Annotated in this window: 15 protein-coding genes; 11 read left to right on the top strand and 4 right to left on the bottom strand. The window is 65.1% G+C overall.

The features are described from left to right. The first annotated feature begins 20 nt into the window (after positions 1–20). The 3 genes from NCT05_RS04990 (at position 21) to NCT05_RS04980 (ending at position 3,653) form a co-directional block, all read left to right on the top strand. On the top strand, positions 21–1,139 hold the full coding sequence (locus NCT05_RS04990; protein ID WP_008350840.1) for an ABC transporter ATP-binding protein: 1,119 nt from the start codon (positions 21–23) through the stop codon (positions 1,137–1,139). Between the two features lie 106 nt (positions 1,140–1,245). Next, a complete protein-coding gene (locus tag NCT05_RS04985; RefSeq protein WP_034471316.1) occupies positions 1,246–3,357 on the top strand; it encodes a prolyl oligopeptidase family serine peptidase in 2,112 nt (703 codons plus the stop codon). A gap of 89 nt (positions 3,358–3,446) precedes the next feature. After that, positions 3,447–3,653, top strand: a complete 207-nt coding sequence (locus tag NCT05_RS04980; RefSeq protein ID WP_175981805.1) for a hypothetical protein — start codon at positions 3,447–3,449, stop codon at positions 3,651–3,653. Positions 3,654–4,081: 428 nt separating this feature from the next. Here NCT05_RS04980 and NCT05_RS04975 read toward each other — a convergent pair whose 3' ends face one another. Then, positions 4,082–5,293 carry a Bcr/CflA family multidrug efflux MFS transporter gene (locus tag NCT05_RS04975; RefSeq protein WP_008350845.1) on the bottom strand — a complete coding sequence of 404 codons (1,212 nt, stop codon included), beginning with the start codon at positions 5,291–5,293 and terminating at the stop codon, positions 4,082–4,084. Between the two features lie 146 nt (positions 5,294–5,439). Between NCT05_RS04975 and NCT05_RS04970 the strand changes: the two genes are divergently transcribed. The 4 genes from NCT05_RS04970 (at position 5,440) to NCT05_RS04955 (ending at position 9,104) form a co-directional block, all read left to right on the top strand. Further along, positions 5,440–5,892 (top strand): hypothetical protein, encoded by a 453-nt coding sequence (locus NCT05_RS04970; protein ID WP_250496704.1) that lies wholly within the window; start codon positions 5,440–5,442, stop codon positions 5,890–5,892. Positions 5,893–6,046: 154 nt separating this feature from the next. Then, a complete protein-coding gene (gene hemL / locus NCT05_RS04965; protein WP_008350851.1) occupies positions 6,047–7,330 on the top strand; it encodes a glutamate-1-semialdehyde 2,1-aminomutase in 1,284 nt (427 codons plus the stop codon). An 18-nt stretch (positions 7,331–7,348) separates the two neighbouring features. Then, a complete protein-coding gene (ribD, locus tag NCT05_RS04960; protein WP_250501832.1) occupies positions 7,349–8,461 on the top strand; it encodes a bifunctional diaminohydroxyphosphoribosylaminopyrimidine deaminase/5-amino-6-(5-phosphoribosylamino)uracil reductase RibD in 1,113 nt (370 codons plus the stop codon). Between the two features lie 28 nt (positions 8,462–8,489). Beyond that, positions 8,490–9,104 carry a riboflavin synthase gene (locus NCT05_RS04955; protein ID WP_250496702.1) on the top strand — a complete coding sequence of 205 codons (615 nt, stop codon included), beginning with the start codon at positions 8,490–8,492 and terminating at the stop codon, positions 9,102–9,104. 19 nt (positions 9,105–9,123) lie between these two features. Here the strand turns inward: NCT05_RS04955 and NCT05_RS04950 are convergent, their stop codons facing one another. Both NCT05_RS04950 and NCT05_RS04945 read right to left on the bottom strand, forming a co-directional pair. After that, the gene (locus NCT05_RS04950; protein WP_250501831.1) at positions 9,124–9,528 is read right to left on the bottom strand and encodes a hypothetical protein; all 405 of its coding nucleotides are present in this window, start codon (positions 9,526–9,528) and stop codon (positions 9,124–9,126) included. Continuing rightward, complete coding sequence (locus tag NCT05_RS04945) at positions 9,521–9,856, bottom strand: type II toxin-antitoxin system Phd/YefM family antitoxin (RefSeq protein ID WP_409017137.1); 336 nt, start codon at positions 9,854–9,856, stop codon at positions 9,521–9,523. The genes NCT05_RS04950 and NCT05_RS04945 overlap by 8 nt, the downstream gene beginning before the upstream one ends. Before the next feature lie 208 nt (positions 9,857–10,064). On the opposite strand from NCT05_RS04945, the gene ribBA reads away from it, so the two are divergent. From ribBA to NCT05_RS04925, 4 genes are read left to right on the top strand one after another with little or no spacing between them, the layout of a single operon-like run. After that, the gene (gene ribBA, locus NCT05_RS04940; RefSeq protein WP_033536677.1) at positions 10,065–11,228 is read left to right on the top strand and encodes a bifunctional 3,4-dihydroxy-2-butanone-4-phosphate synthase/GTP cyclohydrolase II; all 1,164 of its coding nucleotides are present in this window, start codon (positions 10,065–10,067) and stop codon (positions 11,226–11,228) included. A gap of 35 nt (positions 11,229–11,263) precedes the next feature. Continuing rightward, on the top strand, positions 11,264–11,773 hold the full coding sequence (ribH, locus tag NCT05_RS04935) for a 6,7-dimethyl-8-ribityllumazine synthase (RefSeq protein WP_008350863.1): 510 nt from the start codon (positions 11,264–11,266) through the stop codon (positions 11,771–11,773). Continuing rightward, positions 11,770–12,207 carry a transcription antitermination factor NusB gene (nusB, locus tag NCT05_RS04930; protein WP_008350865.1) on the top strand — a complete coding sequence of 146 codons (438 nt, stop codon included), beginning with the start codon at positions 11,770–11,772 and terminating at the stop codon, positions 12,205–12,207. The genes ribH and nusB overlap by 4 nt, the downstream gene beginning before the upstream one ends. Then, positions 12,208–13,401: a pyridoxal phosphate-dependent aminotransferase gene (locus tag NCT05_RS04925; RefSeq protein WP_250501830.1), complete on the top strand. Its 1,194-nt coding sequence runs from the start codon at positions 12,208–12,210 to the stop codon at positions 13,399–13,401. 68 nt (positions 13,402–13,469) lie between these two features. On the opposite strand, the gene NCT05_RS04920 is transcribed toward NCT05_RS04925, so the two are convergent. Further along, entirely contained in the window at positions 13,470–14,615 is a 1,146-nt protein-coding gene (locus NCT05_RS04920) for a lytic transglycosylase domain-containing protein (protein ID WP_250501829.1), read from the bottom strand. Positions 14,616–14,856: the final 241 nt, after the last annotated feature.

Here is a 14,856-nt window from a genome sequence, read left to right as displayed (position 1 = left end):
TCGAGAGATAGAGGATTCACATGGCAAGCCTTTCCATCCGTGACGTGTACAAGACCTACCCGAACGGGGTGCCGGTTCTCAAGGGCGTCAATATCGATATCGAGGACGGTCAGTTCCTGATCCTCGTCGGCGGCTCGGGCTGCGGCAAGTCGACCCTGCTGAACATGATCGCGGGTCTGGAGACCGTGACCCGTGGCGACATCATGATCGACGGCAAGACGGTCAACGACCTCTCGCCGAAGGACCGCGATATCGCGATGGTGTTCCAGTCCTACGCGCTCTACCCTTCGATGAGCGTGCGCGACAACATCTCGTTCGGTCTCAACATTCGCAAGGTGCCGAAGGACGAGCAGAAGAAGATCGTCGATCGCGTGTCGGAGACGCTGCAGATCGGTCATCTGCTCGATCGCAAGCCGGGGCAACTGTCGGGCGGGCAGCGTCAGCGCGTCGCGATGGGCCGCGCCCTCGCACGCGATCCGGTGATGTTCCTGTTCGACGAGCCGCTTTCGAACCTCGACGCGAAGCTGCGCATCGAGATGCGTTCGGAGATCAAGCTCTTGCATCAGCGCCTCGGCACGACGATCGTCTACGTGACGCACGATCAGATCGAAGCGATGACGCTCGGCGATCGCATCGCGGTGATGAAGGACGGCATCGTGCAGCAGTTCGGCGCGCCGCAGGAGATTTACGATTCGCCGTCGAATCTGTTCGTCGCGGGCTTTATCGGCGCGCCGCCGATGAACTTCATCACGGGCAAGCTCGTCGAGTCGGGTTCGGGCGTCGGTTTGCAACTCGATACGGGCGTCACGCAGAAGGTGCTGAATCTGCCGTTCGATGCGGGTCGTTTGCGCAGCAAGGTCGGGCAGGATGTGATTCTGGGCCTGCGCCCGGAGCGCATCACCGATTCGCGCAGCGCGCACGATGTGTCGGATGCGAGCCTGCAGCCGGTCGACGTGCGCGTCGACGTGATCGAGCCGACCGGCCCGGACACGCTCGTGTTCGCGCAGGTGAACGGCAAGCGCGTCGTGTCGCGCGTGCACCCTGCGAGCAATCCGCAGCCGATGACGAACATGACCCTGCTGTTCGATGTGTCGAAGGCCGTGCTGTTCGATCCGCAGACGGAAGAGCGGCTGGCTTGAGTCTGCCTGGTCGTTGAAGTTGAAAGCCGCGCTGATGCGCGGCTTTTTCATTGCGCCGCCATAACAGGCACAATCGGCGTTTTGCCTTTCGAAGCTCCGATTCCGCATGACCATCCTCGATCAGAATCCCGAACTCGCCTGGCCGCCCTCCGACGGCCCCGATCCCTTCATCGGCCTCGAAGCGCTCGACGACGCCCGCGTGCAGTCGTGGATCGACGCCCAGAACCGCCGCACCGAAGCCGCGTTCGGCAACACGCCCGACGCGCGCGCCCTCGCCGGCCGGCTCGAAAAGGCGTACACGTCGAAAGACCGCATCGTCGCCTGTTCGCGTTACGGCGACTGGGGCTACAACACATGGCAGGACGACGCGCATCCGCTCGGCATCGTACGCCGCACGCCGTGGTCTGCGTGGCTCGAAGGCAAGCCCGCATGGGAAACGATCCTCGACGTCGACGCGCTCGACCTGAACACCGACGCGGTGGGCGACACACGCTGGGCCCTCGCCGACTTCGACATGCTCTATCCCGACTACGATCGCGCGCTCGTGAGCCTGTCGCCGGGCGGCTCGGACGCGTGCATGGTGCGCGAGTTCGAGATCGCGTCGAAAACGTTCGTCGCGGATGGCTTCGCATTGCCCGATGTCGGCAAGCACGACATCTCGTGGATCGATCGCGACACCGTGTACGTCGGCTGGGACGACAGCAAGACGAACCCGAGCCCGGCGCTGACGACATCCGGATTTCCACGGCAGGCGCGTCGCTGGAAGCGCGGCACGCCGCTCGCGGATGCGCCCGTCGTGTTCGAAGGCAATCGGCGCGACGTGTCGGCGGGCGTGGACTACGATCCGATCGAGAAGCTGCATCTCGCGTCGCGCGCGGTCACGTTCTACGACACGCTCAACTACTGGCTCGACGAAACCGCCAACGAATGGCGCCAGTACGATCTGCCGTCGCACGCGGAAATCGAGCACTGGAACGGCTGGCTCTTCGTCACGCCGCGCAAGTTCTGGAACGCGGGCGGGCGCCGCTACGCGCCCGGCACGCTGACCGTCATCCGCCGCGACGCGTTTCTCGCCGGCTCGCGCCGGTTCACGGCGCTTTTCACGCCGTCGGAACGCCTCGTCCTCGCGGGCATCGACTTCACGAAGCAGTTCCTCATCGTTTCGCAGATGGATGACGGCACGCCGCGCGTCACGCTGCTGCGCCCGGACGCGAATCCCGATGACGCATGGCAGGCGCGCGAATTCGCGCTGCCGGAAGCGAGCCAGTCATGGGTCGATTCGATCGACAGCGAACGCGACGACACCGTGCTCATCCACGTCGAGCATTTTCTGTTGCCGCCGTCGCTCTATCACGCCGATCTCGCCAGCGACGCGCCCTGGCGACTGCTCGCGCGCCTTCCCGCGCAATTCGACGCAACCGGTCTCGCCGCCGTGCGCCGCCACGCGATCGCGCCGGACGGCGAGCGCATTCCTTACTGGCTGATCGGAAGAGACATCGAGACCACCGCCGAACCGCGCCCTTGCCTGCTCTACGGCTACGGCGGCTTCGAAGTCGCGCTCGACCCCGGCTACGACGCAACCACGGGCATCGCGTGGCTCGAACGCGGCGGGCTGTACGCGGTCGCGAATATCCGTGGCGGCGGCGAGTTCGGCCCGGCGTGGCATCAGGCGGCATTGCGCGAGAACCGTCAAATTTCGTTCGATGATTTCACCGCGGTGGCGCAAGCGCTCGTCGATAGCGGCGTCACGACGCCGAAGAAGCTCGCCATTCGGGGCGGCAGCAACGGCGGCCTGCTCACCGGCGCGTGCATGGTCCAACGGCCCGAGCTTTTCGGCGCCGTGCTGTCCGAAGTGCCGCTGCTCGATATGGCGCGCTTTCACTTGCTGCTGCAAGGCGCATCGTGGATCGACGAATACGGCGATCCCGACGACGCCGGCGATCTTCATCATCTGATGGCGTATTCGCCGTATCAGAACGTGAAGGCCGACGTGACGTATCCGCCGGCGCTGTTCACGTCATCGACGAGCGACGACCGCGTGCATCCCGGCCACGCGCGCAAGATGGCCGCGAAGATGCAGGCGCAAGGCCACGCCGACGTCTGGTATCAGGAGACCGGCGACGGCGGGCACGGCGCGGGCGTCGAACCCGGAGCGGTCGCGCAGGCGGAAGCCGCGGCCTTCACGTTTCTCGCGGCGACGATCGGCCCCCTCGAATAGCAGCACGCGGGGACGTTTCAGTCGATGCCTATCGAGAAGCGCGAACGCATTCTGCAGGATCTGGACCCTTCGAATGCGCTTCCCGAGTCATGCCGATACCGATCCCGCCGACACGCTTCACGCTCGACCCCGATGCGTTCGCCGCCGCCGGCGAACGCGCCTTCGTCACGTCGAACCTGCATGAGATCGTCGCGCTCTGCGTGATCTCCGATGTCAACGAGGCCACGCTGTCCGCGCTCGCGGCGCGCGGCACTCCTCTCGCGCCGCCCATGCCGACGCTCGCGCGCGCGGTTTAGGCGAACATCGGTTTCACGGCGCGCAACAGCGCGTTTCGGCCGTCACGCGGCCTTGCCCACCGATTCGAATTCCTTCGATATGTCGTCGTTCGACGACGGCCTACACTCGTCTCATTCCTTGATGCAGTCCAGCTTCGTCGACAAGGCTGAAACGGCAACGAGGAATAACCGAATCGACACGAACCCGATCAGGAAGCACCTTTGACCCAGGCACCACTGATCGCTCATCTGGAGAACATGCCTATTGCCCCTGCGACCGAAGCGAGCCGGTAAACAACTTTGACCCAGTAAGTTACCGAATCGACAAACAACTGCGATCGACCCAGGAAGCACCTTTGACCCAGGCACATCTGATTCGAGACCGCAAAAACGAGCATCAAATGTTGAGCCTCGCCACATAGCGAGGCTTTTTTGTTTCTGCGCGCCGTTCAGACCTTCACGGGCGCCGCGTGCGAGCGCAGCACCAGCGTGCGCCCGGCGAATGTCAGCACGCCGCACACGCCTATCACGATGCCCATGCCATGCGGCGAAACATCGTGAAACAAGCCGACGGCGAGACTCGCGAGCGCGCCGAGCGCGAGCTGCATCGCGCCGAAAACCGCGGCGGCCGCGCCCGCGTTGTGCGGATACCGATGCATCAGCTCGGTCGTGCAATTGGCCGACAGCAGTCCGACCACGCCGACCACGAAGAACAGCGTCACGACGATCGACCACAGGCCGCCCAAGCCCGTCAGCGCCACGAACGCGACCGCGAGCGCCGCCGCGACGCTCACGAACGATGCAGCCGAAATCATCTTCATCGCGCCGACGCGGCCGACGAACTTCGTGTTGAGCACATTCCCCGCGATGATGCCGACGATGTTCAGGCCGAACAGCAGCCCGTAATACTGCGGCCTGACGTGGAAGTAATCGATATAGACGAACGGCGTGGCGGTGATGTACGCGAACATCGACGCGAAAGCCATGCCGCCGCACATCATGTGGCCCCAGGTGACGGGATCGGTCAGCAGATGCCCGTAAGCGGCGAACGATTTGCCGACCGCCGCGCTCGCGCGCCTTTCCTTAGGCCATGTCTCCGGCACGCGCAGATACGCCGTCACCGCGCATGTCACGCCGAAGAGCGTCAGCGCGACGAACACGACGCGCCAGCTGCCCAGCAGCAGCAATTGCCCGCCGATCAGCGGCGCGAGCAACGGTCCGATCGACGTGACGATGGACAGCATCGACAGGACGCGTGCCGCGTCGGTCGGCGCGTGGGCGTCGCGGGCGATCGCGCGCGCGAGCACCGACGCCGCGCCCGCGCCGAGCGCCTGCAGGAAGCGCACGAAGACGAGCGCGTCGATGGAAAACGCCGCCGCGCAGCCGATGCTCGCGAGCGCGTACAGCGCGATGCCGCCGAGCAGGACGGGGCGGCGGCCATAGGCGTCGGACATCGGACCGTAGAGCAGCATGCCGAACGAGAAGCCGAACATGAAGCTCGTCAGCGTGCTTTGCGCGGCGGCCGGGCTCGTGCCGAACGCGGCGGCGAGCGACGGCAGGCTCGGCAGATACATGTCGATCGACAGCGGGCCGCACGCGGCGAGCGCGCCGAGCAGAAGGATCAAACGGCCATCGGGCCGGCGCCGGGTGGTGTCGGACATGGAGTTCGGGAGACGGGGAAGCGTTGAGGCCGCGCGGCATCCTTACCGCGCAAGGAGCAAACATTGTACGCGAGCCCTTGCCGCGATCCGGCCCCGGTCGCGACGCTGCGTTAAGCTCATCGCTCTCTTCTCGTCCGACCGAACCCATGACCGCCTTTCTGCTGATCTGGAGCCCAAAGAAATGGCCGTGGCCCGACTTGCCCGAGTTCGCGCGGCGCGTCGCCGCAGGCGATGCCGTTGCCGACGTATGGGGTTGCGGCACCGCGCGCGGACTCTTGCCGGGCGATCGGGTCTTCGTGCATCGCGTGTCGCAGGAACCCAGGGGCGTGTTCGCGTCGGGCTGGGTGACGCGCGCGCCGCACGAAGTGCCGGATGCCGGAGCCAAGCGCGGCTATCGGCTGCGCATCGACTTCGTTTATGACTGGCTCGTCGATGCGCGCGAGCAGGTCGTCGTCACGCGCGACGAATTGCGCGCGCATCCGTTCTCCGTGCAGACGTGGGACGCGCAGATGTCCGGCACGCTCATCAAGCCGATCGCCGAGGGCGCGCTGGAAAAACTGTGGGCCGCACGCACCGGACGGCGCTCGATGCGACCCTAGCCGGACACGGTTGCATTGCAACGACTCCGGTACAATTTCAGCATCGTTTTTCGCGCCGGACGGCGCGTTTCGCGCGCCGTGCAGACGTTGCAGCGGCAGCCGGGCGCGTGTCCTCGCGACTCCCGCATCCACTTTTCAGTGCAGGCTTCCATCCATGTCCAAGAATCAAGCTCTCTTCGAACGCGCGCAGCGAACCATTCCCGGCGGCGTGAACTCGCCGGTGCGGGCGTTCCGCTCGGTCGGCGGCACGCCGCGCTTCATCGAGCGCGCAGAAGGCGCGTATTTCTGGGATGCGGATGGCAAGCGCTATATCGACTACATCGGCTCGTGGGGCCCGATGATTCTCGGCCATGTCCATCCGGAAGTGCTCGGCGCCGTACAACGCGTGCTCGCGAACGGCTTCTCGTTCGGCGCGCCGACCGAAGCCGAAATCGAAATCGCCGAGGAAATCTGCAAGCTCGTGCCGTCGATCGAACAGGTGCGGATGGTGTCATCCGGCACCGAAGCGACGATGAGCGCATTGCGCCTCGCGCGCGGCTTCACGAACCGCAGCCGCATCGTCAAGTTCGAAGGTTGCTATCACGGGCACGCGGACAGCCTGCTCGTCAAAGCCGGCTCCGGTCTGCTCACGTTCGGGAATCCCACTTCCGCCGGCGTGCCCGCCGACATCGCGAAGCACACGACCGTGCTCGAGTACAACAACGTCGAGCAATTGAACGAGGCGTTCAAGGCGTTCGGGCCGGAAATCGCGTCGGTGATCGTCGAGCCGGTCGCGGGCAACATGAATCTCGTGCGCGCGACGCCCGAGTTTCTCAACGCGCTGCGCGAACGCTGCAACGAATACGGCTCCGTGCTGATCTTCGACGAAGTCATGTGCGGCTTTCGCGTGGCGCTCGGCGGCGCGCAGCAGGTCTACGGCATCAAGCCCGATCTCACCTGTCTCGGCAAGGTCATCGGCGGCGGCATGCCGGCGGCCGCGTTCGGTGGACGCCGCGACATCATGGCTCATCTCGCGCCGCTCGGCGGCGTCTATCAGGCGGGCACGCTGTCGGGCAATCCGATCGCGGTGGCCGCGGGCCTGAAGACGCTGCAACTGATCCAGCGTCCCGGTTTCTACGACGATCTCGCCAAGCAGACGCGCAAGCTCGTCGACGGCCTCACCGGCGCCGCCCGCGACGCGAAGGTGCCCTTCTCCGCCGATTCGATCGGCGGCATGTTCGGCCTGTATTTCATGGACAGCGTGCCGGGCAGCTTCGCGCAAATCCAGCAAGGCGACACGAGGCGCTTCAATGCGTTCTTTCACGCGATGCTCGATGCCGGTGTGTACTTCGCGCCGTCCGCGTTCGAAGCGGGCTTCGTGTCGAGCGCGCACGACGACGCGATCATCGACGCGACGATCGACGCGGCGCGCGGCGCGTTCGCGTCGCTCGCCGCCTGACGTTTCCGGGCCGCGCCGATGTTCTCGCAAACCGACTTCACGCACATGGAGCGCGCGCTCGCGCTCGCCTCGAAGGGCATGTACACGACGACGCCGAATCCGCGCGTCGGCTGCGTGCTCGTCAAGAACGGCGAAGTGATCGGCATGGGCTACACGCAGCCGGCCGGCCAGGATCACGCCGAAGTGCAGGCGCTGAAGGACGCCCGTTCGCGCGGCAAGGATCCGCGCGGCGCGACCGCGTATGTGTCGCTGGAACCGTGCAGTCACTTCGGCCGCACGCCGCCGTGCGCGCATGCGCTCATCGATGCGCGCGTCGAGAAAGTAATCGCCGCGATGGAAGATCCGAACCCGTCGGTGTCCGGCCGCGGCTTGACGATGCTGCGCGACGCCGGCATCGACGTGCGTTGCGGACTGCTCGCGAACGAGGCGCACGAGATGAACATCGGCTTCGTGTCGCGTATGACGCGCCGCCGTCCGTGGGTGCGAATGAAGGTTGCGGCCACGCTGGACGGCCGTACCGGTTTGCCGACGGGCGAGAGTCAGTGGATCACGGGCGAAGACGCGCGCGCCGACGGCCACGCGTGGCGCGCCCGCGCCTGCGCGATTCTCACGGGAATCGGCACGGTGCGCGAGGACGATCCGCAACTGACCGTGCGCGCGGTCGACACGCCGCGCCAGCCGCAACGCGTGCTGATCGACAGCCGGCTGGACGTGCCGATGCACGCGCGCGTCCTCGACGGCGCGCCGCCCTGGATTTTCCATTCCGCCGACGCCGATCCGGCGCGCATCGACGCGTTGCGCGAGAAAGGCGCGGATCTGATCGAGCTGTCGAACGAGTACGGCAAGGTCGATCTGCCCGCGATGCTCACGGCGCTCGCCGATCGCGGAATCAACGAATTGCATGTCGAAGCGGGCCACAAGCTGAACGGCTCGCTGCTGCGCGAAGGCTGCGTCGACGAACTGCTGATCTATCTCGCGCCGAGCCTGCTCGGCAGCGCGCCCGGCATGTTCGACTTCGCGCCGCCCGACACGCTGGATGCGCGGCCGCATCTGAAATTTCATCGCATCGACCGGCTCGGCGACGATCTGCGCATACTTGCGCGTTTTGCCGAAGCCAACGTGGCGAGCTGACCCAGCACCGAATCGAGGAGTCCGACCGATGTTCACAGGAATTGTCGCGGCCGTGGGCCGAATCGAAAAAGTCACGCCGCTCGGTGCCGAGCCGGAAGCGGGCGTGCGTCTGACGGTCGCCGCGGGCGATCTCGATCTCGCCGACGTCGAGCTCGGCGACAGCATCGCGATTCAGGGCGCGTGCATGACGGTTGTCGAGAAATCGGCCGGCACGTTCGACGTCGAAGTGTCGCGCGAGAGTCTCAACAAGACCGTCGGACTCGGCGATGCGGGCGCCGGCGTGAATCTGGAAAAGGCGTTGCGCGCGCACGACCGGCTTGGCGGGCACCTCGTATCCGGTCACGTCGATGGGCTGGGCGTCGTGTCGAAGTTCGAGCCGGTGGGCGAATCGCACGAATTGCGCATCGTGGCGCCGAAGGATATCGGCAAGTACCTGGCTTACAAGGGCTCGGTGACGGTGAACGGGGTGAGCCTCACGGTGAATTCCGTCAGCGACAGCGCCGACGGCTGCGAGTTTTCCATCAATCTGATTCCGCATACCGTCGAAGTGACGACGCTCAAGGCGCTTGCCAAAGGCGAGAAGGTCAATCTGGAGATCGATCTGATCGCGCGGTATGTGGAGCGGATGATGAGTGCGGGGTGAATGCTCGCGTTGTCCTGACCTAGCGCTCCGGACCCCACAGATCCCTGAATTCGGAGGAAGTCTCTTTCATGTTCCGGAGCGACAAGAAAGTGATCGTGTCACCGGACAACAGATAGAGCAGCACGTAGTCATCGAACAGATGTTCGTGTAGCTCGCCTTGATGAGGCGCGCCCGACTTCGTGACGTCCACGATCTCCTCGATCGTCAGCAAAGCATCGACCGTATCCGGCTTCGAATTGAGAAGGCGTCGTCCAAGAGCCGGAAAGCGCCGAAGCACCGGTACGACCTTCTTTTCGATCGCCTCGACTAGCCGAAGGAAGCTTTCAGGCCGGTCAACGCGGTTCCAGTAGCGCTCGATATCCGTGAGTCGGGCATTGAATTCGCTCGAGATTCGGACGGTCGTGCGCTTGCGTTCATCATTCACGGTCCGACTCTCCGTCATCGGTTTGCGGCGCTCCCAGACGCGCTTTCAGACGGATGAAGTACTCGTCGGCATCTTCCGTTTCGTTCTTGTCGAGGCTCTTCAGGGCGGTCAACGCGTCGTTCAGCAGCACCAGATGAATGCGGGACCTCTCCATGCGGTAGAACGCTTCGAGCTTTTCCGCGCTGATCAACGCGGCATAGCTTTCTCCGTTCTTCGTGATGATCTTTTCATTGCCGCCGCGAACCTCGTCGACGAGTTCAGAGAGATTTGCACGCGCCTGAGAGAGCGGAATGATGTCCCTTGCCCTATAAGCCATGTTCGGCCCCATTAAGTTTAATGTACACAACATTGTACAAAACCCATCCGCTTTAAAGTTACAGTGAGGACAGTTTCCCAAACGCTTGCCCGTCGCGCCATTCGTCCGAATGGCTTAGGAAACCTCCACCTCTCGAAGAGAGTCGATTTCCCCGACGCTCCACCAGCCGTGGCGTAAAATACGCGCTTTCCCCAAATCAGAGCCCGCTCGGGACGTCATCATGTCGCTCGCCTCCACTCCTGAGATCATCGCTGAACTGAAAGCCGGCCGGATGGTGATCCTCGTCGACGAAGAAGACCGCGAGAATGAAGGCGATCTCGTCGTCGCCGCAGAATTCGTCACGCCCGAAGCGATCAACTTCATGGCGAAGCACGGCCGCGGCCTCATTTGCCTCACGCTCACGCAGGAACGCTGCAAGCAGTTGAACCTGCCGCTCATGACGCATCGCAACGGCACGCAGTACGGCACGGCGTTCACGGTGAGCATCGAAGCCGCCGAGGGCGTGACGACCGGCATCTCGGCCGCCGACCGCGCGAAAACCATCGCCGCGGCCGTCGCGCACGATGCGCGCGCCGAGCACATCGTTCAGCCGGGCCACGTCTTCCCGATCATGGCGCAGCCGGGCGGCGTGCTCGTGCGTGCGGGCCATACGGAAGCCGGCTGCGACCTGACCGCGCTCGCGGGTCTCACGCCCGCCGCGGTGATCTGCGAGATCATCAAGGACGACGGCGAAATGGCGCGTCTGCCCGACCTCATCGAGTTCGGCCAGCAGCACGGCATCATGATCGGCACCATCGCCGATCTGATCCACTACCGCAGCCGCACCGAATCGATCATCGAGAAAGTCTGCGAGCGGACGATGCAGACCGCGCACGGTCCGTTCCGCGCGCTGCTGTATCGCGACGAGCCCACCGGTTCGCCGCACATCGCGCTCGTGCGCGGCACGCCGCGTCCGGATCGCGACACGCCGGTGCGCGTGCACGAACCGCTCTCCGTGCTGGATCTGCTCGAAATCGACTCGTCGACGCACTCTTGGACCATCGACGCCGCGATGAAGGAAATCGCCGCGCGCGATCTCGGCGCGATCGTCATGCTCAATTGCGGCGACACGAAGGAACATCTCGTCGACGTGTTCCGCGCGTTCGACCAGAAGGACAAGGCGGCGGAACTCAAGCGCCGCCCGATCGACTTCAAGACCTACGGCATCGGCGCGCAAATTCTGCGCGATATCGGCGTCGGCAAGATGGAAGTGCTCGCGAATCCGCGCAAGCTCGGCAGCATGTCGGGCTACGGCCTGGAAGTGACAGGCTTCGTGCCGATGCCCGGCTGCCCCGCCACCGCCGCGCCCGCCGATACGAGCATCACGCAGTTGCGCTCGGCCTGAACGCCAAACCCAATCTGAACCAACGGAAATCATTCATGGAAATCGGACAATACCAGCCGAACCTCGACGGTGACGGCCTGCGCATCGGCATCGTGCAGTCGCGCTTCAACGAACCGGTGTGCAACGGCCTCGCCGACGCCTGCATCGAGGAGCTGGAACGCCTCGGCGTGATCGGCCAGGACGTGCTGCTCGTCACGGTGCCCGGCGCGCTCGAAATTCCGCTCGCGCTGCAAAAGCTCGCGGAATCCGGCCAGTTCGACGCGCTGATCGCGCTCGGCGCCGTCGTGCGCGGCGAGACGTATCACTTCGAGCTCGTGTCGAACGAAAGCGGCTCGGGCATCTCGCGCATCGCGCTCGACTTCGGCATTCCGGTTGCGAACGCCGTGCTGACGACCGAGAACGACGAGCAAGCCGTCGCCCGCATGACCGAAAAGGGTCGCGACGCCGCGCGCGTGGCGGTCGAAATGGCGAATCTGTCCGTCGCGCTCGAGCAGCTCGGCGGCGACGATGAAGACGAAGACGAAGAAGACGAGGACCGCGCATGAAGAGCGCACGACGCCGTTCGCGCGAACTCGCGACGCAAGGGCTTTACCAGTGGTTGCTGTCGGGCGCGCCCGCCGGCGAAATCGACGCGCAGTTGCGCAATTCTCAAGGTTTCGACAAGGCCGATAAGGATCATCTCGATGCGATCCTGCACGGCGTGATCAAGGAATCCGACGCGCTGTCGGCCGAGTTGCAGCCGTGCCTCGATCGTCCGATCGAGCAGCTGTCGCCGGTCGAGCGCGCGGTGCTGCTGGTTGCCGCCTTCGAGTTCAAGCATCACATCGACGTGCCGTATCGCGTCGTCATCAACGAAGCAGTCGAGTTGACGAAAACTTTCGGCGGCTCGGACGGCTACAAGTACGTCAATGGCGTGCTGGACAAGCTCGCCGTCGTGATGCGGCCCACCGAAGCGCAGGCGCGCGGCCGCGGAGCATAAATGAACCAGACAGCCGAACCGCTCGTGCGGCTGGCGTCGCGCGTCGACGCAATCGAGCCGTTCTACGTGATGGAGCTGATGAAAGAGGCGCAGGCGCTCGAGCGCGCGGGCCGCGACATCATCCACATGAGCATCGGCGAGCCGGATTTCACCGCGCCGGAGCCGGTCACGAACGCCGCCGCCGATGCCCTGAAGCGCGGCGTGACGCAGTACACCAACGCGCTCGGCATCCACGCGCTGCGCGAGGCGATTGCGCAGCATTATCGCGATACCTTCGGCCTGGCCGTCGACCCCGAGCGGATCGTCGTGACGGCGGGCGCGTCGGCGGCGCTGCTGCTGGCGTGCATGGCGCTCGTCGATAACGGCGACGAAGTCCTGATGCCCGATCCCTGCTATCCGTGCAACCGGCATTTCGTGTCGGCGGCGGATGGCAAGCCGGTGCTCATCGCGAGCGGCCCGGCCGAGCGCTTCCAGTTGACGGCCGAGCATGTCGAGGAGAACTGGAGCGAGAAGACGCGCGGCGTGCTGCTCGCGTCGCCATCGAATCCGACGGGCACGTCGATCGAGCCGGACGAACTGCGGCGCATCGTCGACACGGTGCGCGCGCGCGGCGGCTTCACGATCGTCGACGAGATTTACCAGGGCCTGAGTTACGACGCGAAACCCGTGTCCGCGCTCTCCTTCGGCGACGACGTCCTCACCGTGAACAGCTTCTCGAAGTACTTCAACATGACCGGCTGGCGGCTCGGCTGGCTCGTCGTGCCGCACGCGATGGTCAGCGCGGTAGAAAAGCTGTCGCAGAATCTGTTCATCTGCGCGTCGGCGCTCGCGCAACATGCGGCGCTCGCGTGCTTCGAGCCGGGGACGATCGGGATCTACGAAGCACGGCGACTGGAGTTCAAGCGGCGTCGCGATTACATCGTGCCGGCGCTGCGCTCGCTCGGTTTCGGCGTGCCGGTCGTGCCGGACGGCGCGTTCTACGTCTACGCCGACACGACGACGGTTCATCACCCCGCCGCCGGCGACAGCGATGCGCTCACGCATTCGATGCTCCACGACGCGGGCGTCGTGCTCGTGCCGGGCGCGGATTTCGGTTTTCACGCGCCGCAGCGCTACATCCGGCTGTCGTATGCGACGTCGCAGGCGAAGCTGGAAGAAGCGGTCCAGCGACTGGGCACGCTGTTCCGTCGATAATCGCGACGGCACACGCAACAAAAAGGGCACCCGCGGGTGCCCTTTCCTTTTTACGTCTGCCGAAAGCCTTACGCGCCCAGCTCCGCCGATGCGACGTGCTTCGTGTCCACGTCGCCATCGTCCTGCGATTTCTTCGGCGATTCGATCGTCGCGTGAACGCGTTTGTCCGCGGACGTCGAGGCGAGAACCTGCTTCGGCGCGGCCTGGACCGGCGCCTGCGGCGCGTTGATCGGCACATTGCGGCCACGCGCGACATCGCGCAGACGCGAGCGCTCGGCCAGCACCTTCGCGCCGTAACCGCCGTCGTCCTGCGTCGTCGAGCCGACGTAGTAGCGCAAGCCGCCCGCCACCGAGCCGCCGCGCGCGATGCAATCCTTCAGCACGAGCGCGCCGACCTTGATGTTCGCGAGCGGATCGAGCGCCGCGTGCGAGCCGCCGAAGTACTCGAATTTGTCGGAATGCACCTTCGACATGACCTGCATGAGGCCCTGCGCGCCGACGCCGCTTTCCGCATACGGATTGAAGCCCGATTCGATCGCCATCACCGAAAGCAGCAGCAGCGGATCGAGGCCGACTTCGCGACCCGTATCGAACGCGGCGCGCACGAGTTCCGTGACCGGCTCTTGCGCCACGCGATAGCGACGCGCGATGAAATTCGCGACGAGCTTCTGCTCACGCGCCGAGACGAGCACGCGGTCATCGCGCGCATCCGCGACGACGCGTTGCGCAGGAATCAGGTTCGCCAGCATGCCGACGGACGGCATCGTGCGCGGATCGAGCCCGTTGGGCGACACGGCCAGGCTGATGCCGCCGGTGAGCTGACGGGTGCTGGCGTCGTCGCTGGCCGCCGCGCCGAGCGACGGGGTCACGGCGGCCGGCGCCTTGGCAATTTCGGGCGCCGCCGTGTTAGCGGCCACGTTCACGGGCAGCGCGGCGTCGCCGGGCGCGCGATGCACCGCCGAGAACGGCGGCAGCGGCTGGCCGGCGAGCAAACGCGCCGGACCGGCCTGGACCGCGGCCGACACGAACGGCATGATCTTTGCAGCGAACGTCGTGCGCCAGGAAGGCGCCAGCCAGAGCGCGAGCGCACTGACAACGGCCGCGCAACCGACCACGGCGAAGAGATGGTGACTCAAACGGCGTCCGCGACGTAGCGCTACGCGCACAACCTGCGCGGCGCGGGAGTCGGAACCCCACCAAACCGAAGCATTCATCGATACTCCCAATGTTGCATGATTTGCGCAGATGAATACGAATGAAGCACGTACTCGAAAGACAAATCAGACACCGCTCACTCTCGGTAAGCGTCAGCGGCATCGGGGATACGGCAAGCGCCGTCTGAAAAGCCGATCCGGCAAAAATCCGCCGGGTTGCGCGGCACGAACTGCATGCCCTGAACGCGCACGTGGCTTTCCACGCGAAAAACCGGCGTGTGAAACGCCGGCAATGACAACC

The organism is Caballeronia sp. AZ7_KS35 (assembly GCF_023631045.1).
GTDB classification, from domain to species: domain Bacteria; phylum Pseudomonadota; class Gammaproteobacteria; order Burkholderiales; family Burkholderiaceae; genus Caballeronia; species Caballeronia zhejiangensis.
Note: the sequence above shows the minus strand (reverse complement) of the source record. Positions and strands in the feature narration are given on the sequence as shown.